Below are 22,756 nucleotides of genomic sequence, written 5' to 3' on the forward strand. Positions count from 1 at the left end.
CTCACCCGTTCGCCACTAATCCCCACCGAAGTGGTTCATCGTTCGACTTGCATGTGTTAAGCACGCCGCCAGCGTTCGTCCTGAGCCAGGATCAAACTCTCCGTGAATGTTTTCCCGTGATCGGGAACGACACGCACGAGAGCGGAACGGTCGGGCGGAATGAGCCCGGCCGTTCACAGCGTCCTCGCTGTGTTTGTTTCAAAGGAACCTCGTCCCGGCCGAACGGCCGGAGACGGGGTATCAACATATCTGGCGTTGATTTTTGGCACGCTGTTGAGTTCTCAAGGAACGGACGCTTCCTTTGTACTCACCCTCTCGGGCTTTCCTCCGGGCGCTTCCCTTCGGTCTTGCGTTTCCGACTCTATCAGATCTTTCCGATCCGATGTCCTCGGGGTTTCGCCTTCCGGGTTTCCGCTTTCGCGTTTCCCTTTCCGGCGACTCCGACTTTATCAGAGGTTTCGTGCCGGATTGACCGGCCGAATTTTTCCGATTCATCGGGAGGGGCTTCGTCGAATTCTGAAGTTTCGAGAAGCAGTCAGATGCTCACGGTTGCCACTGCGGGTCAGAGCCCAGCTCCAGGCAACTGTTCGAATCTACCTCCCCGCTCGGTCCGTGTCAACGGTTCCTGCGGGGCGAAGAGGAGACTAGCAGCTGAACGGAGCTCCACGCACATCAGGCGGCCGTCGGCACGGCGGCACTGCGTTCGGCCGTCTCCAGGTCACCGGTCTCACCGGCCCGCGCCGCGCGTCCGCCCAGGACGTAGACGTAGGCCAGGAAGGCCAGCTCCGCGACGACTCCGATGGTGATGCGGGCCCAGGTGGGAAGGCCGGACGGGGTGACGAAGCCTTCGATCGCACCGGAGACGAAGAGGACCAGCGCGAGGCCGATCGCCATGGCCAGCGCGGCCCGGCCCTCCTCCGCGAGGGCTCTGCGCCGCGGTCGTGTCCCGGGGTCGACGAGAGTCCAGCCGAGGCGCAGGCCGGTGCCGGCGGCGACGAAGACCGCGGTCAGTTCGAGGAGGCCGTGGGGCAGCACGAGGCCGAGGAAGGTGTCGAGCCTGCCGACGGAGGTCATCAGTCCGAAGCCGACGCCCAGGTTGAGCATGTTCGTGAAGAGGATCCAGATGACCGGCAGGCCCAGGAAGACACCCAGGATCAGGCAGAGGGCGGCGGCCCACGCGTTGTTCGTCCAGACCTGGGCGGCGAACGAGGCCGCGGGGTTGCTGGAGTAGTACGTCTCGTACTGGCCGCCGGGGCGGGTGAGCTCGCGCAGCTCGGCGGGTGCGGCGATGGATGCCTGGACTTCGGGGTGGGTGCCGATCCACCAGCCGAGGAGAGCCGCGACCGCGGTGGACAGGAGGGCGGTGGGTACCCACCAGTGGCGTGCCCGGTACACGGCGGCCGGGAAGCTGTGCGAAAGGAAGTGGGTGACGTCCCGCCAGGATGCGCGGCGGGTCCCTGTCACGGCGCCCCGCGCGCGTGCCACCAGCTGGCTGAGCCTGCCGGTCAGCTGCGGGTCGGGAGCTGCGGACCGGATCAACGAAAGGTGCGTGGCCGTGCGCTGGTAGAGGAGGACGAGTTCGTCGGCCTCGGCACCGGTCAGCCGGCGCTGGCGCCGGAGCAGGGCGTCGAGGCGGTCCCACTCCGCGCGGTGGGCGGAGACGAAGACGTCCAGGTCCATCGGTGTGCCTGCTCCTCGGCTGCTCGTCGGCTCCCGCCGCGGGCTCTTCGTCGGTCGTACGGACCGACCGGCTTGGCGGTACGGGATGATCGGCTGGTCGTACTGCGGTGCGATGCGCCATCAGCTTGGCAGACTGGCGGTGTTCCGGGCAGGGCAGGGGAAGGGCGGGCTGACGTGAGTGAGCTGGTGACGGGCGAGGCCGTGGCGTTGGAACTGCGCCCCGCGAAGCTGCCCAGCAGGGCGCTGGCCGTGCTGCTCGATCTGGCCGCGGCCATGACGGTCTATGTCGTGGCGACCATCGCGCTGGTGGCTTCCACGTCTTCCCTGGACCAGGCGGCGCAGACGGCGATCTTCCTCGCGGTCTTTCTGCTGGTGCTGGTGGGCGGGCCGATCGCGGTGGAGACCCTCACCCGTGGTCGATCGCTCGGGAAGATGGCCTGCGGGCTGCGGGTGGTGCGGGACGACGGTGGGCCGATCCGTTTCCGGCATGCGCTGGTGCGGGGACTGATCGGAGTGATCGAGATCCTGATGACGATGGGGGTCGTCGCGTGCATCGCCTCGCTCGTGTCGTCGCGGGGGCGGCGGCTCGGGGACGTCTTCGCCGGGACCCTCGTCGTTCGGGAGAGGCTGCCGGTCGGGCCCGTGGGCTCGGTGCCGCCGCCTCCGCCCTGGCTGGCCGGCCGGTTCTCGGGGCTCGATCTGTCCGCGGTGCCGGACGGGCTGTGGCTCGCCGTACGCCAGTGCCTGACGCGGATGCGGCAGCTGGACCCGCGGGTGGGGCAGGCGATGGCGGAGCGGCTGGCGGCTGATCTGGCGGACCGGACGGGTGCGCCGGTGCCGCAGGACGTGCCGGCGGCGGCGTATCTGGCGGCGGTGGTGCAGGAACGGCAGGCCCGGGACGCGCGGCGTGCCTTCGGGCACGGTGTCGGTGGAGCGGTGGCCCCGGGTGGCGGGCCGGTCGGCGCATTCGGGTCGGCGGGGCCGTACGCTCCGCCGCCCGTCGATCGGGCGGCTCCGCCCACCGCATACCCCTCCGACCCCGCGTCTCCGACGTCTCCGGCGTCTTCTGCTCCTCCCCCGCCTGCGGCCGAGAAGCCGTCGACCGGGTTCGTGCCGCCGGCGTAGGGCGTACGGCGCTTTCGGGGCGGGCGCCCGGGGTGGTCGGGTCAGCCGAGGACCGAGGGGGGTGACTCGAGGTCCTCGAGTTCGATGCCGGGGGCCGCGAGGACCACGTCCCCGGAGAGGTGCACGGTGCGCTGCTCACCCGTGTCCAGGGCTGTGACCTGGTACGCGTCCACGGTCAGGGGTCCGTTGTCAGTGGCGTGTGCTTCTCTTTCCACCAAGGTCCAGGACTGGTCCACGGTGAGCGGGGCGAGCACCGGGTCCGTGAAGGCGACGAGGCGTACGCGGGTGGCCGGGGCGGAAGGGGTGAGGCGCAGGAGACGGGCGGTGGCGATGAGGAAGGCGGGTGAGGAGCCGGTGAAGGCGTGGGCGCGCACATTGCCTTCGGTGGCGTGGGTTCCGGTGGGGTCGGTGCGGACCCAGGTGACGCCGTCGAGGGCGGCGCCGCGGACCTGCCAGCTCGCGGCGTGCAGTTCGAGTCGGACGGGGCGGCCGAGTTCGTCGAGGGCCAGGTCGACCGAGCCCAGGTGACCGCCAAAGGGGGCGGTGAGCTGGGAGACGTAACGCCAGCCGGAGGGACCGGGGGCGCAGTGGAAGTGTTCTTCGGCGAGGGGGGTGTGGTCGTGCGGATCGTGGAGCGAATAGCGGCCGCGGGGCATGGGGGTCCTGGGTCTTGACGGGCGGGCCGGACCGGTCCGCCCGGTCACCTGCCGGCCAACGGGACAGGCCCCCGTCACGGGGGTGCGGGGGCCTGTCCCGGATGGTCCTGCCGTCGGTGGGCGCGTCCGTGTACGGGCACGCCCACCGTGGCGGGAGCCTCGGCCCGGTGGGCGTCGGCTCGGGCGCCGGGCTCAGTAGCGGTAGTGGTCCGACTTGTACGGGCCCTCGACCGTCACACCGATGTACTCGGCCTGCTCGGGGCGCAGGGTGGTCAGCTTCACGCCGAGCGCGTCGAGGTGCAGCCGGGCCACCTTCTCGTCCAGGTGCTTGGGCAGCACGTAGACGCCGGTCGGGTACGCGTCGGGCTTGGTGAACAGCTCGATCTGGGCCAGGGTCTGGTCCGCGAAGGAGTTGGACATCACGAACGACGGGTGGCCGGTGGCGTTGCCCAGGTTCAGCAGGCGGCCCTCGGAGAGGACGATGAGGACCTTGCCGTCGGGGTAGGTCCAGGTGTGGACCTGCGGCTTGATCTCGTCCTTGACGATGCCGGGGGTCCTGGCAAGGCCGGCCATGTCGATCTCGTTGTCGAAGTGGCCGATGTTGCCGACGATGGCCTGGTGCTTCATCTTGGCCATGTCCGAGGCCATGATGATGTCCTTGTTACCGGTCGTGGTGACGAAGATGTCGGCCTTGTCGACGACCTCGTCCAGCGTCGTGACCTGGTAGCCGTCCATCGCCGCCTGCAGGGCGCAGATCGGGTCGATCTCGGTGATGATCACGCGGGCGCCCTGGCCGCGCAGGGACTCCGCGCATCCCTTGCCGACGTCGCCGTAGCCGCAGACGACCGCGGTCTTGCCGCCGATCAGGGTGTCGGTGGCGCGGTTGAGGCCGTCGACGAGGGAGTGGCGGCAGCCGTACTTGTTGTCGAACTTCGACTTGGTGACGGCGTCGTTGACGTTGATCGCCGGGAACAGGAGGGTGCCGTCCCGGTGCATCTCGTACAGGCGGTGGACGCCGGTGGTGGTCTCCTCGGTGACGCCGCGGATCTCGGACGCCAGCTGGGTCCACTTCTGCGGGCTCTCGCTCACCGTGCGGGTGAGGAGTTCGAGGATGACGCGGTGCTCGTCGGACTCGGCGGTGTCGACCGAGGGGACCTTGCCGTCCTTCTCGTACTCGACGCCCTTGTGGACCAGGAGGGTGGCGTCACCGCCGTCGTCCAGGATCATGTTCGGGCCGCCGGTGGAGGCGTCCGGCCAGGTCAGCGCCTGCTCGGTGCACCACCAGTACTCCTCCAGCGTCTCGCCCTTCCAGGCGAAGACGGGGACGCCCTGCGGGTTCTCGGGCGTGCCGTTCGGGCCGACGGCGATGGCGGCCGCGGCGTGGTCCTGGGTGGAGAAGATGTTGCAGGACGCCCAGCGGACCTGAGCGCCGAGGGCGGTCAGGGTCTCGATGAGGACGGCGGTCTGCACGGTCATGTGCAGGGAGCCGGTGACACGGGCGCCGGCCAGGGGCTGGGCCTCGGCGTACTCCTTGCGGATCGCCATCAGGCCCGGCATCTCGTGCTCGGCCAGGGTGATCTCCTTGCGGCCGAAGGCGGCCAGGGAGAGGTCGGCGACCTTGAAGTCCTGTCGGGTGTCGACAGTCGTCATGGAGAGCTGCTCCTCGGGGTGTGGGTCGAGGTGGGTACGGCTGTTCTGCGCGGCGGACACAGGAGTGCCCGAGGAGGGCACAGGCATGCCCCGCGTGCGCGCAGCGCAGTCCGTCGGAGGCCCTCTCTCCCTCGGCCGGTCCGCAGGGGACCGCCCGACCGCCATCAGCAGCGACGTCTGGCTCCGTCCCAAGCTACACCGACGGGCGGGGCCGACCCCAGCCGGTTGCCGAACACATCAGGCCGAACACGGAGGGCGACGGGACGGGGCGACGAACGGCAGGTGACGGGAAGGAGCCGCGGTGAACGGGGAAGAACGGCGGAGAACGGACACGACCACCGGGGCCGGTGGTCGTCACCGGTCGGTGGTCGTGTCCGATCAGGGGGTGCGCCCGGCCGACCGGGCCGGACGGGCGCGGGCTCAGTGCTCCGCCGGTGCGGGGCCCCCGGGGCTGGCTGCGGCGTCGGCGCCCTTGGCGGCCTCGGTCTCGCTGTAGATGTCGGGCTCCAGGTAGATCACACGGGCGATCGGGACGGCCCCGCGGATGCGGGACTCGGCGGCGTCGATGGCGGCGGCGATCTCCGCGGCCGTGTCGTCGTGCCGTACGGCGATCTTCGCGGCGACCAGCAGTTCCTCGGGGCCGATGTGGAGGGTGCGCATGTGGATGATGCGGGTGACGGTGTCGCCGTCGACGACGGCGGCCTCGATCTTCCGGGTCTCCTCGGCGCCCGCCGCCTCGCCGAGCAGCAGGGACTTCGTCTCGAGCGCGAGGACCACGGCGATCAGGATCAGCAGGACGCCGATGCAGAGGGTGCCGATGCCGTCCCAGACGCTGTCGCCGGTGAGCAGGGCCATGCCGACGCCGCCGAGGGCGAGGATGAGGCCGACGAGGGCGCCGAGGTCCTCCAGGAGGACGACCGGCAGCTCGGGGGCCTTGGCGTGGCGGACGAACTCCTTCCAGGAGCGCTCGCCGCGCACCGCGTTGGACTCCTTGATGGCCGTGCGGAAGGAGAAGGTCTCGGCGATGATCGCGAAGACCAGGACGCCGACCGGCCAGTACCAGTGCTCCAGCTCGTGCGGGTGCTTGATCTTCTGGTAGCCCTCGTAGAGGGCGAACAGGCCACCGACCGAGAACAGCACGATGGAGACGAGGAAGGCGTAGATGTAGCGCTCGCGGCCGTAGCCGAAGGGGTGCTGCGGGGTGGCCTGCCGCTTGGCCCGCTTGCCGCCGAGCAGCAGCAGGGCCTGGTTGCCGGAGTCGGCGACGGAGTGCACGGATTCGGCGAGCATCGACGAGGAGCCGCTGAAGAGGTACGCCACGAACTTCGCTACCGCGATCGCGGCGTTGGCAACGAGTGCCGCAACGATCGCCTTGGTGCCGCCTGACGCGCTCATGTGTTCGCGTTGTCCCTTCGTACGCCGTTGACGGGCCCGGGTCGGCGTCTTCTTGCACCGCCCGGGGCGTTGACCGTCCTGTAACGGGGGGACATTGTTGCAGCCCGATCGGACCGCGGTGTGCCGGATCGTCGTCGCCGGCCGGTCAGACGACGACCGTGGCCCTGAACAGGGTTCCGGTACCGGACACTTCGACCTTTTCGCCTGCGGGGACGAACACGGAGGTACCGGGGGACAGTTCGTGCTCGCCCGCGCGTACGGAGCCGGCGGTGCAGAGCAGGACCTGGGGGGCGGTCCGCGTGAGGTCGTGGGGGGCGCCGCCCGCGGGCAGGACGTAGCGGGAGAGCCGGAACTCGTCGATGGGGGTGTCGTAGAGCTCCTCGCCGTCGGGTGCGGCCTCCGGGCGCAGCACGCCGGGGTCGCCGGCCTCGAAGCGGACGATGCGCAGGAGTTCGGGGACGTCGACGTGCTTGGGGGTCAGTCCGCAGCGCAGCACGTTGTCGGAGTTGGCCATGATCTCGACGCCGAGGCCGTTCAGGTAGGCGTGCGGGACGCCGGCGCCGAGATAGAGGGCCTCGCCGGGCTGGAGCCGGACGTGGTTGAGGAGCATGGCGGCGATGACGCCGGGGTCGCCCGGGTAGTGGTGGGCGATGGCGGCGTACGGGGCGTGGTCGCCGCCGAGGCGGTCGCAGGCGGCGGCCGCGTCGGTGACGGTGCGGGCCATTTCGTCGCGGTCGGCGGTGAGGACCGCGGTGAGGACCTCGCGCAGGGCCGCTTGTTCGGGGTGCGCGTGCAGCAGGTCGACGTACGGCTTGAGGGAGTCCACGCCGAGGGCGTCGAGCAGTTCGGCGGCGCGCAGCGGGGCGCGGAAGCCGCAGAGGCCGTCGAAGTCGGTGAGGGCGCAGATCAGTTCGGGTTTGTGGTTGGCGTCCTTGTAGGTGCGGTGCGGGGCGTCGGCGGGGATGCCGCGTCGCTCCTCGTCCGCGTATCCGGCCTTCGCCTGGTCCAGGTCGGGGTGGACCTGGAGGGACAGGGGTGCGCCGGCGGCGAGGAGCTTGAGGAGGAAGGGCAGGCGCGGGCCGAACTTCGCGACCGAGGCCGCGCCGAGTTCCCGCTCCGGGTCGGCGTCGATGACCTCGGCGAGTGTGCCCCGGCCGGTGCGCGAGGGCGCGCCGGGGTGGGCGCCCATCCACATCTCCGCCTGCGGCTCGCCGGTCGGTTCGACGCCGAGGAGCCGGGCGATGGCGGTGGTGGAACCCCAGGCGTAGGGGCGGACGGTGTTGTCGAGGCGGTCCATGGGGTTCTCTCCGGGTCGTTCGGCAGGTTCTCGGCTCAGGCCAAAGGGGCGGCGTACGCGGAGGCGCATGCGTACGCCGCGGGGCGGACGCCCCCGGAAGTCCTGGTCAGAACATCCGTGCCGGTCCTGCCCCCCGCATGATCAGGTTCTCGAGGTGAGCGACAGGTAAACGGCGGCGAAATCCGTGACGGCGATCAGTTCGGCGAGGGTCTCCAGTTCGCCGCCCTCCTCCGGTTCCAGTTCGCTGATCGGTGTGCCGTGGCCGAGGGCCAGCTCGCGGGCGGCCGGGGCGGCGGTGAGGCCGCCGGTCGGGCGGTCGCGGAGCAGCACCGCGCGCGCGTGCAGAGCGGGGGCCTCCTCCACGCGGTCGCGGAAGAAGTCGTCCGGGTCGGCGCGGCCGGCGAGCGGGCCTGCCAGCAGGGCGCTGTGCGAGCTGAGCGCCTCGGGGAGTTCGGCGACGACCGCGGGGGCGCCGGACAGTTCCGCGAGGGCGGCGGCGAAGCGGCGGCCCGCCGGGCCGGCCGAGGTGCCCTCGGTCCACACGAGGGGAAGCGCGTCGGCGAGTTCCGCGGCCAGGGTCTTGGCGGGGTTGCTGTAGGTGGCGATGGCCGGGCCGCAGCGTTCGGCGACGCGGTCGAGGCGGTCGGCGACCTTCTCCAGGACGTCCGGTGGGGCGGTGAGCAGGCCGGCGCGGTCCAGGAGCGCGAGCAGCGGGGTGAGCAGCGCCCACAGGACTCCGGGGGCGGAGGCGGCGAGGTCCTCGTCCTGCTCGTAGGACGCGGTCGCCATGGGGACGAACAGGGCGTGTGCGCCGCTGACCGTGTCGGCGAGCGGGGTCCGGGCGGGGGCCACGGCCACGACGGTGCAGCCGCGGCGGTAGGCCTGCTCGGTGAGCAGGGACAGGCCCGGCTCGGTGCCGTCCGGGGTGGCGATCAGGAGCAGGTCCACGGAGCCGGCCCAGCCGGGCAGTTCCCAGCGCAGCGCGCCCGCGGCGGGGGCCACACCGGTGGGCGCGAGCCTGGTGACGGGGCTGCCGGCGCCGGCGAGCGTGCCGAGGAGGTCGGCGGTCTGGGTGGCGGCCGCGCCGGGGCCCGCGATGAGGACGGCGCGGGGCCGGCCGTCCGGTTTGAGGTCGTGGACACCGGCCTCGGCGGCATACCGTGCGGCGGTGCGGACACGGGCGCCCGCCTCGGCCGCGCCACGGAGCAGTCCGCGGCGGTCGGCCTCGGCGAGGCCCTCCGGTGAGTCCAGCAGCGATTCGTCGAGCATGGGGCGGCAGCCTCCGATCGGCGGGGCGTCGGTACGCGGGGCGGCAGGCGTCGGTGCGCGGGGCCGCCCGATCGTCGCTTACGCGGGGCGGCGGGCCTCGTCGACGAGGAGGACGGGGATGCCGTCGCGGACCGGGTACGCCAGGCCGCATTCCTGACCGGTGCAGATCAGCTCGTTGTCCTGCTCCTTGAGGGAGGAATGGCAGGCCGGGCAGGCGAGGATCTCCAGGAGGCCGGTTTCCAGCGGCATGGGGCGGGTTCCCTTCGGGGCGGGCGTATGCGGATGTGCCTGGTCAGGGTACCGCCGGTGGGGGCGCCGCGGGCGGGCGGCGGAGGGCGGGTCCGGCGCCCCGGTCCGGCGCCCCGGTCCGGCGGGGCGCGGTGGCCGCCGGGGTGCGCCCTGACCTGCCCGCCCGTGGGCGCCGGACGCGGTCAGGGGCCCTGCCCGGCCACCGGGCCGCCGGACCCGGGCCGCCGGACCCGGGCCGCGGGCCTTCGGACTGGGACCCGCCCGGCGCGGGCCGTCGCTGTTTCGGTCCGGGGAGCCCTCTGACGCGGTGCCCGGGACGGCCGGGGTCCGTCCGGTGGTTCGGTCGGAGGTGACCGGCGGCGTCTTCCGGACCGAAGCGAGCGGGGTCCGGTGTGGGCGACGCAAGGCGCAGGAGGGCGGAGGAGGGCGCAGGAGGGCGGAGGAGGACGCCGGCACGTCGGGCCCCGGGTGTGGGGCCCGACGGCACGGCCGCCGTCCCGGCCCGCCGCACGGGACGGACGTGCGACGGGCCGTACGGGGCTCTCCGCCGACCGCCGGACCGGGCGGCTTTCTCCCGGGCGTCAGCCTCTGATGACGGCCAGGGCCTCGTCGCGGATTCTGGCCATGGTGGCCTGGTCGCGGGCCTCCGCGTTCAGACGGAGGAGGGGCTCCGTGTTGGAGGGGCGGACGTTGAACCACCAGTCGGCGGCGGTGACGGTGAGGCCGTCCAGTTCGTCCAGGGTGATGCCGTCGCGGCCCTCGTACGCGGCCCTGATCGCGGCGAGGCGGGCCGCCTGGTCGTCGACCGTGGAGTTGATCTCGCCGGAGCCCGCGTAGCGGTCGTACTGGTCGACCAGGGCGGACAGGGTGCCCTGCTGGCCGCCGAGGGCGGCGAGGACGTGCAGGGCGGCGAGCATGCCCGTGTCGGCGTTCCAGAAGTCGCGGAAGTAGTAGTGCGCCGAGTGCTCGCCACCGAAGATCGCACCGCTGGTGGCCATCTCGGCCTTGATGAAGGAGTGGCCGACTCGGGTGCGTACCGGCGTGCCGCCGTTCTCCTCGACGACCTCCGGCACCGACCAGGAGGTGATCAGGTTGTGGATGACCGTGCCCTTGCCGCCGTTGCGGGCGAGTTCCCGGGAGGCGACCAGGGCGGTGATCACGGACGGGGAGACCGGCTCGCCGCGCTCGTCGACGACGAAGCAGCGGTCGGCGTCGCCGTCGAAGGCGAGGCCGAGGTCGGCCCCCTCCTCGCGGACCCGCTGCTGCAGGTCGACGAGGTTGGCCGGGTCGAGCGGGTTGGCCTCGTGGTGGGGGAAGGTGCCGTCGAGTTCGAAGTACATCGGGACGACGGTGAGCGGCAGGCCGGCCAGGACGGTGGGGACGGTGTGCCCCCCCATGCCGTTGCCCGCGTCGACGACGACCTTCAGGGGGCGGAGGGAGGTGAGGTCGACGAGGGAGCGCAGGTGTGCCGCGTAGTCGTCCAGCGTCTCGCGCCGGGTGACGGTTCCCGCCGTGGCGGCCGGCTCGGGGGCGCCGGACTCGCTCCACTTCTCGACGAGTCCGCGGATCTCGGCCAGGCCGGTGTCCTGGCCGACCGGCGCGGCGCCCGCGCGGCACAGCTTGATGCCGTTGTACCGGGCCGGGTTGTGCGAGGCGGTGAACATCGCGCCGGGCAGGTCCAGCGCGCCCGAGGCGTAGTAGAGCTGGTCCGTGGAGCAGAGGCCGATCTCGGTCACGTCGACGCCCTGCGCCGCGGCGCCGCGGGCGAAGGCGCCCGACAGGCCGGGCGAGGAGGGCCGCATGTCGTGCCCGGTGACGATGGCGCTCGCGCCGGTCACCCGTGCGAAGGCGGCGCCGAAGAGTTCGGCCAGGGCCTCGTCCCACTGGTCGGGAACGACCCCGCGCACGTCGTACGCCTTCACGATCTGTGACAGATCAGCAGCCACGGCCAGCCCTTCCAAAGGTCCTGTCGGTCACCACAAACTACCCGCAGAGGGTGACACTCCGCTGCGGGCGGTTCGTGGTGAGCGGCGGACGCCGGGGTGGGGCAGCAGCGGGGCGGCATCCGTCCGAGGACGAAGGTGCTCTGCCCCACCACGATCAGGCACATGACGAGCAGCAGGCCGGTCAGGCCTGCCGGATCCGCTTTCCCGCAAAGGCCGCCGAGCAGGACGAGGACGGTCACGAGGGGCGGCGCCGCCCCGAGGTCGGACGGAGCGGGTGGGCCGGCGACGTGTTCCCCTTCCCGGACGTGCACGGACACCTCCCGGATTCCGCGATGCGAAAGAGGGATCCCGCTACGTCCTCGGAATGCGCCTGTCCTCGGCAGGCGCGCCCATGGGCGTGCGGCACCTCGCCTCCGGAACCGGCGGAGCGGGAGGAGCGGGAGGAGACGGAGCGGTCTGCCCGGACGACCGGCCCGGCCATGCGGGCGGCCGCGCGGGCGACGGCTGTTCAGGGATCGGGCGGCAGAGCCGGCGCACGTCGTGCGGCGTCAGTTGTCGGGAGAGCGGAGCACGCGCAGGTGGCCGCGTCGCGCGACCTCCATCGGGTCCGCGCCGCGCCCGCCGCCGGCCGCCCGCTCCTGGGGCCGGGCCGCTTCGCGCACCGCGTCCGCGAGCGCTTCGAGATCGTCCCCGCTGGGCCGCGCCGGGGCCGAACCGTCGAGCAGACGGACGACCTCCCAGCCGCGCGGTGCGGTGAGGCGCTCGGAGTGCTCGGCGCACAGGTCGTAGCAGTGGGGTTCGGCGTAGGTGGCGAGCGGGCCGAGGACCGCGGTCGAGTCGGCGTAGACGTACGTCAGCGTCGCGACGGCGGGACGGCCGCAGGCGGTGCGCGAACAGCGACGTACAGGGCTCACGATGTTGGACGGTACCGCACTCTTGAGCGGGCCGCGACGACTCCCCGCCTGCGCGCTTCCCCGTGTCGTGGCCTGAAATGCCCCACGCGCCCTGTCGGCACACATCTCTGACCTGCTCCGACGCCCACATTCGGAACATCCGCGGATTCCACTCCGGTCATCGCTTGGTACAAATACTGTCAAATACCTTGAGATCACCGATGCGTGAAAGATATGGAATCGAGTCGAACCTTGGCCGGAACGGTCCTGCGACAACGCCCTGCGGGACCGGGATCCGAAGCGGGTGGGGGCTGGGCGCCGGGCCCGTGCGGGGCCGGGGCCCGGAAGCCGTGTGGGGGCCGGGCGCGTCGGACCGGCGGAGACTACGCTTCACCGTGATGGACACCCCTGTGACGCCCCGTGCCTCCGACCGCGGGCCCCGCCGTCGTGATCGCCACGGCCGGGGCATGCGCGGGCCGATCGCGCCTCCCCAGGTGCCGCTCGCCGCCAGCCGCGCGGAGACGTTCGCGGATCTGGTGCAGGACTCCGTGGAGCGGCTGGAGCGGCGGTGGCCGCAGCTGGCCGACATCGACTTCCTCGTGCTGGAGGTCCCGCGCCTGGACGCGCCCGGAGCGGGATGGAGCGACGAGCCGGTGCCGCTGGGCGACACCGTGCCGAACCGCGAAGGGCGTCCCGCGCGGGTGGTGATCTACCGCCGGCCGGTGGAGATCCGCACCAAGGGACGCGACGAGCGGGCGGCGCTGGTCCACGAGGTCGTCGTGGAGCAGGTCGCCGAGCTGCTGGGACTGACGCCGGAGACCGTGGATCCCCGGTACGGCGAGGACTGACGGCCGGAGGCCTGTCGGCGGGCCCTACTTCTGCAGGACCGACAGGTCCTCCTCCGTCTCCGGTACCGCCACCATGCCCCGGTCGTCGGGAAGGGTCTGGACCGTGAAGGCCGGGACACCGTCCTTCGTGGCGGTGAGGGTCCGTGAGGCGTAGACAGGCGTGTCGTCCGACTCGGGCTCGACCGTCAGCGCGTACGTGCCCTCCACGTCGTCCGGGACCGGGACCTCGATGTTCTGGGTGGTACCGGCCTTGATCGTGTACGTCCCGGTCGCCGGCGTACCGCCCCCGCTGCCCGCGGAGACGGTGACCTTGACCTTGGCGGCACCCTCGGGCGCGGTCACGGCGAGGGTGCTGTCCTTGGCCGTGTTGTCGACGGACGTCGCCCGCACCCCGACCTCGCGGGCCGCCGGGACGAAAGCCGACTCCTGGCTGTCCCCCTTGCCGCGCAGCACCCGGACGGCCGCCACGACGGGCACCGGGCCGTCCGTCGGCGTGAGGACCAGGGAGCCCGCCTCGCCGCGCGTGACGTCGCCGAGGTCGACGGCGGTCGTCATGCCGCCCTTCACGTGCACCGTCTCGTTGCCGGCCGGTGTGATCAGCCCGGAGGGCGACGCGAGCTGCACCTTCAGGTCGGCGTCGACGTTGCCGGGGGTGAAGGCGACCAGGCGTACGGCGGTGGCGTCCTCGGGGATGCCGGGCAGGACCAGGCTGCCCGCCGGATCGGCCGACGCGGCCAGCCAGTCACCGCCGAACGAGTCGTCCAGGGCCTGGACGGCCGCGCCGACCCGCCCGCTGCGGACGACGACGTGGACCGTCACGTCGGTCTGCTCCTCGTCGGTGAGCGTGGACAGCAGCACCGGTTCGGAGGAGTGCGGGGCGACCGTGATGCCCTCCCCCACCGTGGTCTCGAGGGCGCCGTCCTTGCCGTAGACCTCGATGTCCACGACGGCGGCGGAGTCGTCGGGGTTGGTCAGATGGACGTAGTCGGTGCGCTCGGACGCGGTGCTCGCGCCGGGGAACCAGAACTCCGTGTCCGGGGCGGAGCAGTTGACGCCCTGCAGACCCCGGCCGGTGCCCGCGGCGACCTCGGTGGTCTGCTGCACGGTCCAGCCGGGGGCGAAGCGGCCCTCGGCGGTACCGACGAGCGCGGGTGCCTCGGCTCCGGAAGCGTCCACGGTGACCGGCTTGCCGGGCCCCTCCTTGTGCTCCAGCACCGGCTTCTCGGGCTTCGCGGACTCGGCTGCCTTCTCCCCGTCGCCGCCCTCTGCGCCCTCCTCGGTGCCCTCCTCGACGTCTTCGTCCGTGCCTTCCTCCGTGCCTTTCTCCGCGGGCCGTCCCGTGGCGGCCGGCTGGAGTCGGGCGCTGCCCTCGCTCTCCGTGCCCTTCGTGACGGGCGTGAAGGACGTGTACGTCGTCTCGGCGAGGTCGGAGCCGCTGGGCGTCGGGCACAGCAGACTCGAGCGTTCCACGGGCAGGTGGGCCGCCGCCGTCGCGACGCCGTCGTCCGCGGCGGTGGGGTCCGGCGCGGTCAGGACGGCGAAGCCGGTGACGGCGGCGAGCGCGGTGGCTCCCGCGATCAGGGACAGGGTGGTGCGGTTCACTGCTGGCTCCCGTCGGGACGCTCACTGCCCGGCTGGGGGCGGTGCGGCTGCTCGGGGTCGTACGACGCGTCGTAGCCCTGCGCGTAGGTCTGGTCGTAGCCGTCGTAACCCTCGTAGCCCTGCCCGTACGCCGACGGGTCGTACGCGCTCGGGTCGTACTGCGGCTGCTGGGGCGTGCCGTCGTAGGCGTACGGGTCGTACTGGCCACCCTGGTACGGGTCCGCCTGGTACGGCTGTCCGTAACCGTCCGTCGCGTACTGCTGTTGCTGCTCCTGTTGCGACGGCTGCTGCTGTCCCTGCGGGTACGAGGCGGCGGTGTGGGCGCCGTCGTACCCGGGGTTCAAATCCGGGTCCGGGTAGCTCGACGCGTCCCATTCGTCATAGGGCCGCTGCTGCGGAACGACCGCGGGAGCCGGCTCCGGCGGGGCGTCGGCCCCGTCGTCCGTCCCCTCGGTCACGCCGCCGTCGGCGCCTGCTTCCTCGGTGGCCGCGGCTTCCGCCTCCGCCTGGGCGCGCAGGCGTCGGGCGCGACGGCCGTCGCCAACGAGCGCCTCGTCAGGGGCGGCCGGCTCCTCGGGCAGGTCGTCGTCGACGTCGCGGCGCCGGCCGGGCAGCGCGAGCACGACGAGGACGACGGCGAGCAGCCCCTGTGCCCACAGCCACACGGTGTGGGTGAACGGGGCCTCGTAGGTGACGGCCAGCTGTCCGCCGGCGGCCGGGAGCTGGAAGCCCTGGGCCCAGCCGTCGACCGTGGTGCGGGTCAGCGGCTCGCCGTCGAGGGTGGCGGTCCAGCCCTCGGCCGCGGCGTCGGCCAGGCGCAGGACGCGCCCCTGGGCTCCGTCGGGGATCCTGGTGCTGATCCCGACCGGTCCGGCGGCCACGGCTTGGGGTTCGCCCTCGCCGCCCTTCGCGGGGACGATGGTCGCGCGGGCCACGTTCTGGTCGACGCGCCACAGCGCGCCGCCCGCCTGCTGGCTGAGCCGGGTCAGGCCGGGCGTGGCGTCCAGGACGCGGGTGACCTCGCGGGGCGCGCCCGGGTGGACGAGGACGTAGCGCACCGCGAATCCGCCGAGCTGGTCGGCCTGGTCGGCGCCGGAGCCGGCGACGAGGTTGGCGACGACCTTGTCGAGCCCGGTGTTCACACCGCTCGCGGCGGCGAGCTCGGCGTCGCCCATGCGGGCACCGGAGCCGCGGACCAGGACGTAGTCGACGCGGGCGGCGGAGTCGCTGTCCAGGACGAGGGTGCGGGCCTGGTCGCGGGTGCCGCTCTCCTCGGCGACGAACGCGGGCACCTGCACGGGGTCGCGCCGCTCGAGCGGTCCGTCGGCGCCGCGGAGCACCCAGCCGGCGGCGGCCAGCAGCGGGCCGACCGCGCAGGCGAGGGCGATCAGCACGGCGACCGGCTGGCGCCAGCCGAAGCTCTGCTCGGCGACGCGCGCGCGGGCCCCGTCGGCGCCGAGCGTGGCCGCGGCCAGCAGGGCGATGCCGTAGACGAGGGTCGCGGGTCCCGCCCAGGTGGAGCCGTTGGACAGGACCGCGAAGACGAGTCCGACCAGGGCGGCCGTCCAGGCGGCGCGGATGGCGAGGAGGCGCTCGGAGCGGAGCAGGGCCGCGAGGGCGGCGAGCACGATGCCGACGAACACCGGTCCGCCGACCGCGCCGGGGCCGCCGGGGCTCGCACCGAGCAGGTCGGGGGCGGAGGCGGCGGAGGCGCCGTACTCCAGGCCCGCCTCCTGGAAGAAGCCGAGCGGGAGCAGCGACAGCGACCAGGGGGCGAGGACCAGCAGCGGGGTGCCGAGCTGGGCCAGGAAGCGGAGCCCGTGGGCCAGGAGGTCGGACCTGCGCAGGGCGAGGACACCGAGGCCGAGGAACAGGGCGATGGGCCACACGATCGGGGTGAACGCGGTGGCGAGGGTGAGCAGCAGCGCGTACGCCCAGGTCGCGCGCCAGCTGCCGCGGACGCCGGGGTCGTTGGTGAGTCCGCTCGCGGCGGCGCCCGCGCGGGCGATCAGCGGCAGCAGCACGGCGAGGACGGCGGTGCCGATCCGCCCGCCGGCGAGGGCGCCCGCCACGGCGGGCAGGAAGGCGTAGGCGACGGCGGCCCAGGCGCGCAGCAGCCGGGACTCGACGAGCGGACGGGAGGCGAAGTAGGCGGTGAGGCCGGCCAGCGGCACCGAGCCGATGAGCAGGACCGTCACGGCGAGCCCGGTCGAGCCGAGCATCAGGGTGGCCAGGGACGCCACGAGGGCGAGGTAGGGCGGTGCGGAGCCGGTGCCGCCGGCGCCCACCGCGTGCCAGGCGTCCGTGTAGCGCGCCCACAGCTCGCCGGAGCCGGCGGGGGCGGGCAGCAGGGCGCCGCCCGCGAGCGCGCCGCTGCCGAGGAGGGCGCGGCAGGCCGCGAGGGAGACCAGCAGCAGGAGCAGGAAGAGCACCGGGCCGGGCTTGCGGGCGATCCGCTTGAGCCGGGCGAACTGCTCCACCTCGATGAAGTCGGCGTCGTCCCCGCCGGGTCCGGACTCGACGGCCCCGCCGTGCCGTCCGGCGCCGGTGGTGGTCTCGGGGTCGGAGCGGCCGACGAGGCTGCTCGCGGCCTGTTCGACGGTGACGCGGACGGTCGCGCCGGGGGGCGGGAACAGCGCCCGCAGTTCGTCCTTGTCGATCTGCGGGCTGCCGCGGTGGCGCCGCCCGGCGAGGATGCGTTCGGGCCGCAGCAGGGTGCCCACGAGGCCGCGTATCTCGTCGACGGCCTGTCCGGGGGCCTTGCCGACGAGGTAGGCGAAGGTCCGCAGCACGGTGCCGAGGACGAGCCGCAGCAGCACCCAGGGCAGTGCGGCGGTACGGGTGTTGACGAGCAGGGTGTGGGCGGCGCCCGCCTTGTCCACCTTGTGCGGGGAGGCGGCGGTGCGGCCCACGCAGTCGACGGCGCGGCGCTCGCGGGAGGCGGCCTCGGCGTGCCGTACGACCGCGTCGGGGGCGACGAGCACCCGGTGGCCCGCCGCGTGCGCGCGCCAGCACAGGTCGACGTCGTCCCGCATCAGGGGAAGGTGCCGGTCGAATCCGCCGAGTTCGTCGAAGACGTCGCGGCGGATCAGCATGCCGGCGGTGGACACCGACAGGACGGAGCGGACCTGGTCGTGCTGCCCCTGGTCCTGTTCGCGGCGGTCCAGGCCGGTCCAGCGGCGGCCGGAGGGGGCGATGGAGACGCCGACCTCGAGCAGTTGCCGGCGGTCGTACCAGCCGCGGAGCTTGGGGCCGACGACGGCGACGTCGTCCCGGCCGAGTTCGTACTCGTTCTCCACGACGCCCAGCAGCCGGGCCAGCGCGTCGGGTTCGGGGGCGCAGTCGTCGTGCAGCAGCCACAGCCACTGCACCGGTTCCCCGTGCGGGAGGTCGGGCAGGTCGTACGCGTCGTCGCGCCAGCTGCGCGTGACCGGGTCCCAGCCGCTGGGCCGCTTCAGGTAGGGCAGGTCGTCCGGGGTGAGGTCCGGCGCGGCACGGTGGCACTCCTCGACGGCCTGGCCGAAGCCGGTGCGCCGGGCGAGGTGCAGGACGTGGTCGTCGCCGAGGGCTTCGGTGACCAGTCGGGCGGAGTCGTCCGCGCTGCCGGTGTCGGCGCCCATGGCGAACTGGACGGGGCGTTCCTGGCCGAGTAGCCCGGCGAGCGCGTCGGGCAGCCAGCGGGCTCCGTCGTGGGAGACGAGGACCGCGGTCACCACATGACGCGGGAACTCTGGTGCGGCAGCGGCGTCTTGGCTGGCTGCCGGGTGACTGTGCACGGACATCGAGGTACGGGCCCCGGTTCAGTGGACTGTGGGGGACGCCCGTGCCCGGTGGGGGCGACGTGGCGTCTCGGACGAGCAACCACACTATCGGCTGGGCAGCAAGGCGGCCCGCCGCCTGTGGACAAACCACACGCGACGGGCCATAAGTCAACTGCGCGCACATCCCGGCCGTCTGACGCACGAAAGGACAAGACGCACATGCGGATGTGACGTGCGCCACGCGCCACCTCTCAGATGGCGGCCTTCTTCAGCCGGCGACGCTCCCGCTCGGACAGGCCGCCCCAGATCCCGAAGCGCTCGTCGTTGGCGAGGGCGTATTCGAGGCACTCGGAGCGCACTTCACAGGCGAGACAGACCTTCTTGGCCTCCCGGGTGGAGCCACCCTTCTCGGGAAAGAACGACTCGGGGTCGGTCTGGGCGCACAGCGCGCGCTCCTGCCAGCCGAGTTCCTCGTCCGCGTCGTCGACCAGCAGTTGCTCCACCAGCTCCGTCATGCGCGCCCCTCGTCCGTCTTTCGCGTCCCCGTGATGCTGCCGTTACCGATTCCGGCCGAACGACACGAGTGAAATTACAAGTGCGCCGATCCGGGCGAGTCAAGCCGAGATCTGCTATTGGCCCCCTTATTCACTCTGCGGAACCAAGCCCAAGCCGAAAGTGTTCAAATCGCCATAAACGCTGACACGCTGATGGGCCCTCAGAGCGAACCGCCCCGCGCAGTGCCTCCACGGAGGAGGACGCCCGGGCGATCGACCCCGTTGACCCGCTGACGCCACAGCGACCCGGATCACATTCGGATCACAGGGCCGCAGCGGCACTTGCGCCCCGGCCGTGTGCCCTTGTGTCCCCGGAACCACGTGAGCAAACCTTTCGCCTCGCAGGTGGACCTGATGAGGTGAACCGTGTCCCACGATCCGGGCATCGAGTTGACACCGGAGGTCCGAGCCGCTGTCCTTGTGGGCATGCTCGCGAACCTGGCACTCGCCTCGACCCGCTCCGCCGGGTCCCTCGGTGCTGCCCGCGCTCGCCGTAGCTGTCGCTGTTGCGGTTGTTGAGCCCCACGCGCTCCGGCCCTTCGGGTCACCCTCGGCCCGACCGCTGTTCCCCCCGCTCCCACCAGGGCACCCTCCGCCGCCGTCCGTGACCCGGACCCACGCGGCACGTCGTCCGTGCCGGGCCGGTTCTCCGCACGGCCCCGCCCGACGGCCGCACCCTCCGTCTCCCGAGTGCTTCCCCAGCGCTTCCCGACCGCTTCTCCTCCGAGGAACCACCGCATCCATGAACAGCGACAGTGACCTCCAGATCGCCGGCGACATCCTCGAAGTACCGCACCTCCTGCAGACCCCGCGCGAGCACCCGGCGACCGTCGCCGAGTTCGTCGGCCTGGCCCGCTCGCTCGCCGCCGACCGGTCCGGGTGGGAGCACCTGGTGCGCTACGACGCGAGCAGCCGCTGGTACCACCGGCTGCGCGCCGTGCCCCGGACTCCCGGCCCCGCTCGCGCGGGGGAGACCCCCGTCGGCTACGAGGTGTGGCTGCTGTCCTGGGTGCCCGGACAGGGCAGCGGGCCGCACGACCACGGCCGCTCCTCCGGCGTCCTGACCGTCCTGCAGGGCTCCCTCACCGAGCGCACCGAACGCGGCACGCGCACACTGACGCCGGGCACGGAGCGGGTCTTCGCGCCGGGCCACACGCACGAGGTCGTCAATGACGCACTGGAACCGGCGGTCAGCCTGCACGTGTACTACCCGGGCCTGACCGAGATGCCGATGCACCCGGCCGCCCCGCACCACGGGACGCGGACGGAACCCCGGACGCCGGCCACCCGGCCCGCCCCCGCCCGGCCGCCGGTGTGACGGACCGGCCGGCACGGTGCCGCGTCCCGCCCGGCGGCTGACAGACTGTTTCCCATGCGCATTGTGGTTCTGGCAGGCGGCATCGGCGGTGCCCGTTTCCTGCGCGGTCTGAAGCGGGCCGTGCCGGACGCGGACATCACGGTCATCGGAAACACCGGGGACGACATCCACCTCTTCGGGCTGAAGGTCTGCCCGGACCTCGACACGGTGATGTACACCCTCGGCGGCGGCATCGACGAGGAGCGGGGCTGGGGGCGGGCCGACGAGAGCTTCCGGCTCAAGGAGGAACTGGCGGCGTACGGCGTCGGCCCGGGGTGGTTCGGGCTCGGCGACCGGGACTTCGCCACGCACATCGTGCGGACGCAGATGCTCGCCGCCGGCTATCCGCTGAGCGCGGTGACCCAGGCTCTCTGCGAGCGCTGGCAGCCGGGCGTCCGGCTGATCCCGATGACCGACGACCGCGTGGAGACGCATGTCGCCGTCACCCTGCCCGACGGCGACCCGGCAGCGGGGCCGTCGGCGGGGTCCGGGGCCGGGGAGAACCCGCCGGATTCCGCACCGGGTTCCGCGGCGGGCTCCGCGTCGGGTTCCGGTACGCGCAGGGCGATCCACTTCCAGGAGTACTGGGTGCGGCTGCGGGCGTCGGTCCCGGCCGAGGCGGTCGTGCCGGTCGGCGCGGAGCAGGCGAAGCCGGCGCCGGGAGTGCTGGAGGCGATCGCCGCGGCCGACGTGATCCTCTTCCCGCCGTCCAACCCGGTCGTCTCCATCGGCACGATCCTCTCCGTCCCCGGCCTCCGGGAGGCGATCGCCGAGGCGGGCGTGCCGGTGGTCGGCCTGTCGCCGATCGTCGGCGGCGCGCCCGTACGCGGCATGGCCGACAAGGTGCTCGCGGCGGTCGGCGTCGAATCCACGGCGCGGGCGGTGGCCGAGCACTACGGCTCGGGCCTGCTGGACGGCTGGCTGGTCGACACGGTCGACGCCGCCGCGGTGGAGCACGTCGAGGAGGCGGGCATCCGCTGCCGGGCCGTGCCCCTGATGATGACCGGCATCGACGCCACCGCGCGGATGGCCCGGGAGGCGCTCGCCCTGGCGGAGGAGGTGCGTGCGGTGTGAACGGCGCACGTACGCACGACGAGGTACCCGCGGGTGGCGCGGCGTCCGGCGGTTACCGGGTGTGGGCCGTCGCGGGGCTGCCCGAGGTCCGGCAGGGGGACGACCTCGCGAAGCTGATCGCGGCCGCGGAGCCGGGGCTGGCCGACGGGGACGTGCTGCTCGTCACCTCCAAGATCGTCTCCAAGGCGGAGGGCCGGGTGCGGGAGGCAGCCGACCGGGAGGCCGCGATCGACGCGGAGACGGTACGGGTGGTGGCCCGGCGCGGTCCGCTGCGCATCGTCGAGAACCGGCAGGGCCTCGTCATGGCCGCGGCCGGGGTCGACGCCTCCAACACGCCCGCCGGCACGGTGCTGTTGCTCCCCGAGGATCCGGACGCGTCCGCGCGGGCGATCCGCGAGGGCCTGCGGGACGCCCTCGGGGTCACGGTCGGCGTGCTGGTCACCGACACCTTCGGACGCCCCTGGCGGGCGGGGCTGACGGACGTGGCGATCGGCGCCGCGGGCGTCCACGTCCTGGACGACCTGCGCGGCGGGACGGACGCGTACGGCAATCCGCTGGGCGCCACCGTGGTCGCCGCCGCCGACGAGCTCGCCGCGGCGGGCGACCTGGTCAAGGGCAAGGCCGCGGGCCTGCCGGTGGCCGTCGTACGCGGTCTGTCCGCCCTGGTGACGGCCGACGGCGAGCACGGCGGGGGTGCGCGGGCCATGGTCCGCGACTCCCGCGACGACATGTTCCGGCTCGGTACGTCGGAGGCGGTACGGCAGGCGGTGACCCAGCGCCGCACGGTACGGGCCTTCACCGACGAGCCGGTCGACCCGGGGGCGGTGCGCCGCGCGGTGGCCGCTGCCGTGACGGCTCCGGCCCCGCACCACACCACCCCGTGGCGGTTCGTCCTGCTGGAGTCGCAGGAGTCCCGGACCCGGCTGCTGGACGCGATGCGGGACGCCTGGATCGCGGACCTGCGCCGGGACGGCAGGTCGGAGGAGTCCGTCGCCAGGCGGGTCCGCCGCGGCGACGTCCTGCGCGACGCGCCCTGCCTGGTCGTGCCCTGCCTGGTCATGGAGGGCTCGCACACCTACGGGGACGCGCGGCGGGACGGCGCGGAGCGGGAGATGTTCGTGGTCGCGACGGGTGCCGGCGTGCAGAACTTCCTGGTCGCCCTGGCCGGTGAGCGGCTGGGCTCGGCCTGGGTGTCGTCGACGATGTTCTGCCGGGACGTGGTCCGCGAGGTCCTGGACCTGCCGACGGGCTGGGACCCGATGGGCGCGGTGGCGGTGGGCCACCCCGCCGGGGAGCCCCGGCCGCGGCCGGAACGGGACGCGGGCGCGTTCATCGCCGTCCGGTGAACCGGGCGGGAAGGCGGGGCGCCTACCCTCGTAGGCACCCGCCTTCCCCTGCCT

17 protein-coding genes and 1 rRNA gene are annotated in these 22,756 nt (G+C 73.1%); 5 read left to right on the forward strand and 13 right to left on the reverse strand.

What is annotated here, in order from left to right:
- Together ORI94_RS33455 and ORI94_RS33460 are read right to left on the reverse strand one after the other, a co-directional pair.
- A 16S ribosomal RNA gene (locus tag ORI94_RS33455) occupies positions 1-107 on the reverse strand; the annotation flags it as partial.
- A gap of 565 nt (positions 108-672) precedes the next feature.
- Positions 673-1,680, reverse strand: coding sequence for a stage II sporulation protein M (locus ORI94_RS33460; protein ID WP_266082595.1), 1,008 nt, complete (start codon positions 1,678-1,680; stop codon positions 673-675).
- Positions 1,681-1,854: 174 nt separating this feature from the next.
- On the opposite strand from ORI94_RS33460, the gene ORI94_RS33465 reads away from it, so the two are divergent.
- On the forward strand, positions 1,855-2,805 hold the full coding sequence (locus ORI94_RS33465; RefSeq protein ID WP_266082597.1) for an RDD family protein: 951 nt from the start codon (positions 1,855-1,857) through the stop codon (positions 2,803-2,805).
- 41 nt (positions 2,806-2,846) lie between these two features.
- On the opposite strand, the gene ORI94_RS33470 is transcribed toward ORI94_RS33465, so the two are convergent.
- The 8 genes from ORI94_RS33470 to ORI94_RS33505 all read right to left on the reverse strand — a co-directional run bounded on the left by ORI94_RS33470 (position 2,847) and on the right by ORI94_RS33505 (position 12,286).
- Entirely contained in the window at positions 2,847-3,461 is a 615-nt protein-coding gene (locus tag ORI94_RS33470; protein ID WP_266082599.1) for a hypothetical protein, read from the reverse strand.
- 192 nt (positions 3,462-3,653) lie between these two features.
- The gene (ahcY, locus tag ORI94_RS33475) at positions 3,654-5,111 is read right to left on the reverse strand and encodes an adenosylhomocysteinase (RefSeq protein WP_266082601.1); all 1,458 of its coding nucleotides are present in this window, start codon (positions 5,109-5,111) and stop codon (positions 3,654-3,656) included.
- A 420-nt stretch (positions 5,112-5,531) separates the two neighbouring features.
- A complete protein-coding gene (locus tag ORI94_RS33480) occupies positions 5,532-6,506 on the reverse strand; it encodes a cation diffusion facilitator family transporter (protein ID WP_266082605.1) in 975 nt (324 codons plus the stop codon).
- Between the two features lie 145 nt (positions 6,507-6,651).
- On the reverse strand, positions 6,652-7,803 hold the full coding sequence (manA, locus tag ORI94_RS33485; protein WP_266082607.1) for a mannose-6-phosphate isomerase, class I: 1,152 nt from the start codon (positions 7,801-7,803) through the stop codon (positions 6,652-6,654).
- 141 nt (positions 7,804-7,944) lie between these two features.
- The gene (locus tag ORI94_RS33490; RefSeq protein WP_266082608.1) at positions 7,945-9,072 is read right to left on the reverse strand and encodes an SIS domain-containing protein; all 1,128 of its coding nucleotides are present in this window, start codon (positions 9,070-9,072) and stop codon (positions 7,945-7,947) included.
- Between the two features lie 78 nt (positions 9,073-9,150).
- The gene (locus ORI94_RS33495) at positions 9,151-9,321 is read right to left on the reverse strand and encodes a Trm112 family protein (protein WP_078878367.1); all 171 of its coding nucleotides are present in this window, start codon (positions 9,319-9,321) and stop codon (positions 9,151-9,153) included.
- Between the two features lie 581 nt (positions 9,322-9,902).
- Positions 9,903-11,267 (reverse strand): phosphomannomutase/phosphoglucomutase, encoded by a 1,365-nt coding sequence (locus ORI94_RS33500; RefSeq protein WP_266082611.1) that lies wholly within the window; start codon positions 11,265-11,267, stop codon positions 9,903-9,905.
- A 548-nt stretch (positions 11,268-11,815) separates the two neighbouring features.
- A complete protein-coding gene (locus ORI94_RS33505; protein ID WP_266082613.1) occupies positions 11,816-12,286 on the reverse strand; it encodes a DUF3499 domain-containing protein in 471 nt (156 codons plus the stop codon).
- A 272-nt stretch (positions 12,287-12,558) separates the two neighbouring features.
- Here ORI94_RS33505 and ORI94_RS33510 point away from each other — a divergent pair, with 272 nt between their 5' ends.
- Positions 12,559-13,008, forward strand: coding sequence for a metallopeptidase family protein (locus ORI94_RS33510; protein WP_266082615.1), 450 nt, complete (start codon positions 12,559-12,561; stop codon positions 13,006-13,008).
- Positions 13,009-13,032: 24 nt separating this feature from the next.
- Here the strand turns inward: ORI94_RS33510 and ORI94_RS33515 are convergent, their stop codons facing one another.
- From ORI94_RS33515 to ORI94_RS33525, 3 genes are all read right to left on the reverse strand, one after another.
- Complete coding sequence (locus ORI94_RS33515) at positions 13,033-14,610, reverse strand: DUF5719 family protein (RefSeq protein ID WP_266082617.1); 1,578 nt, start codon at positions 14,608-14,610, stop codon at positions 13,033-13,035.
- Complete coding sequence (locus ORI94_RS33520) at positions 14,607-18,392, reverse strand: glycosyltransferase (RefSeq protein ID WP_416237945.1); 3,786 nt, start codon at positions 18,390-18,392, stop codon at positions 14,607-14,609. The genes ORI94_RS33515 and ORI94_RS33520 overlap by 4 nt, the downstream gene beginning before the upstream one ends.
- A gap of 230 nt (positions 18,393-18,622) precedes the next feature.
- Entirely contained in the window at positions 18,623-18,886 is a 264-nt protein-coding gene (locus ORI94_RS33525) for a WhiB family transcriptional regulator (RefSeq protein WP_004930599.1), read from the reverse strand.
- A 781-nt stretch (positions 18,887-19,667) separates the two neighbouring features.
- On the opposite strand from ORI94_RS33525, the gene ORI94_RS33530 reads away from it, so the two are divergent.
- Genes ORI94_RS33530 through ORI94_RS33540 form a run of 3 tightly spaced genes read left to right on the forward strand, consistent with a single transcriptional unit; the run spans position 19,668 to position 22,702 of the window.
- Positions 19,668-20,243 carry a cysteine dioxygenase gene (locus ORI94_RS33530; RefSeq protein ID WP_266082624.1) on the forward strand — a complete coding sequence of 192 codons (576 nt, stop codon included), beginning with the start codon at positions 19,668-19,670 and terminating at the stop codon, positions 20,241-20,243.
- Between the two features lie 54 nt (positions 20,244-20,297).
- Complete coding sequence (locus ORI94_RS33535; RefSeq protein WP_266082626.1) at positions 20,298-21,356, forward strand: 2-phospho-L-lactate transferase; 1,059 nt, start codon at positions 20,298-20,300, stop codon at positions 21,354-21,356.
- The gene (locus ORI94_RS33540) at positions 21,353-22,702 is read left to right on the forward strand and encodes a coenzyme F420-0:L-glutamate ligase (RefSeq protein WP_266082628.1); all 1,350 of its coding nucleotides are present in this window, start codon (positions 21,353-21,355) and stop codon (positions 22,700-22,702) included. The genes ORI94_RS33535 and ORI94_RS33540 overlap by 4 nt, the downstream gene beginning before the upstream one ends.
- Positions 22,703-22,756: the final 54 nt, after the last annotated feature.

It is taken from the genome of Streptomyces sp. NEAU-W12, assembly GCF_026242095.1.
Classification (GTDB): Bacteria; Actinomycetota; Actinomycetes; order Streptomycetales; family Streptomycetaceae; genus Streptomyces.

Coding starts and splice junctions, on each gene's coding strand:
- ORI94_RS33460 (WP_266082595.1), bottom strand. CDS start 1,680: ATGGACCTGGACGTCTTCGTCTCCGCCCACCGCGCGGAGTGGGACCGC.
- ORI94_RS33470 (WP_266082599.1), bottom strand. CDS start 3,461: ATGCCCCGCGGCCGCTATTCGCTCCACGATCCGCACGACCACACCCCC.
- ahcY (WP_266082601.1), bottom strand. CDS start 5,111: ATGACGACTGTCGACACCCGACAGGACTTCAAGGTCGCCGACCTCTCC.
- ORI94_RS33480 (WP_266082605.1), bottom strand. CDS start 6,506: ATGAGCGCGTCAGGCGGCACCAAGGCGATCGTTGCGGCACTCGTTGCC.
- manA (WP_266082607.1), bottom strand. CDS start 7,803: ATGGACCGCCTCGACAACACCGTCCGCCCCTACGCCTGGGGTTCCACC.
- ORI94_RS33490 (WP_266082608.1), bottom strand. CDS start 9,072: ATGCTCGACGAATCGCTGCTGGACTCACCGGAGGGCCTCGCCGAGGCC.
- ORI94_RS33495 (WP_078878367.1), bottom strand. CDS start 9,321: ATGCCGCTGGAAACCGGCCTCCTGGAGATCCTCGCCTGCCCGGCCTGC.
- ORI94_RS33505 (WP_266082613.1), bottom strand. CDS start 12,286: ATGTGTGCCGACAGGGCGCGTGGGGCATTTCAGGCCACGACACGGGGA.
- ORI94_RS33510 (WP_266082615.1), top strand. CDS start 12,559: ATGGACACCCCTGTGACGCCCCGTGCCTCCGACCGCGGGCCCCGCCGT.
- ORI94_RS33520 (WP_416237945.1), bottom strand. CDS start 18,392: ATGTCCGTGCACAGTCACCCGGCAGCCAGCCAAGACGCCGCTGCCGCA.
- ORI94_RS33525 (WP_004930599.1), bottom strand. CDS start 18,886: ATGACGGAGCTGGTGGAGCAACTGCTGGTCGACGACGCGGACGAGGAA.
- ORI94_RS33530 (WP_266082624.1), top strand. CDS start 19,668: ATGAACAGCGACAGTGACCTCCAGATCGCCGGCGACATCCTCGAAGTA.
- ORI94_RS33535 (WP_266082626.1), top strand. CDS start 20,298: ATGCGCATTGTGGTTCTGGCAGGCGGCATCGGCGGTGCCCGTTTCCTG.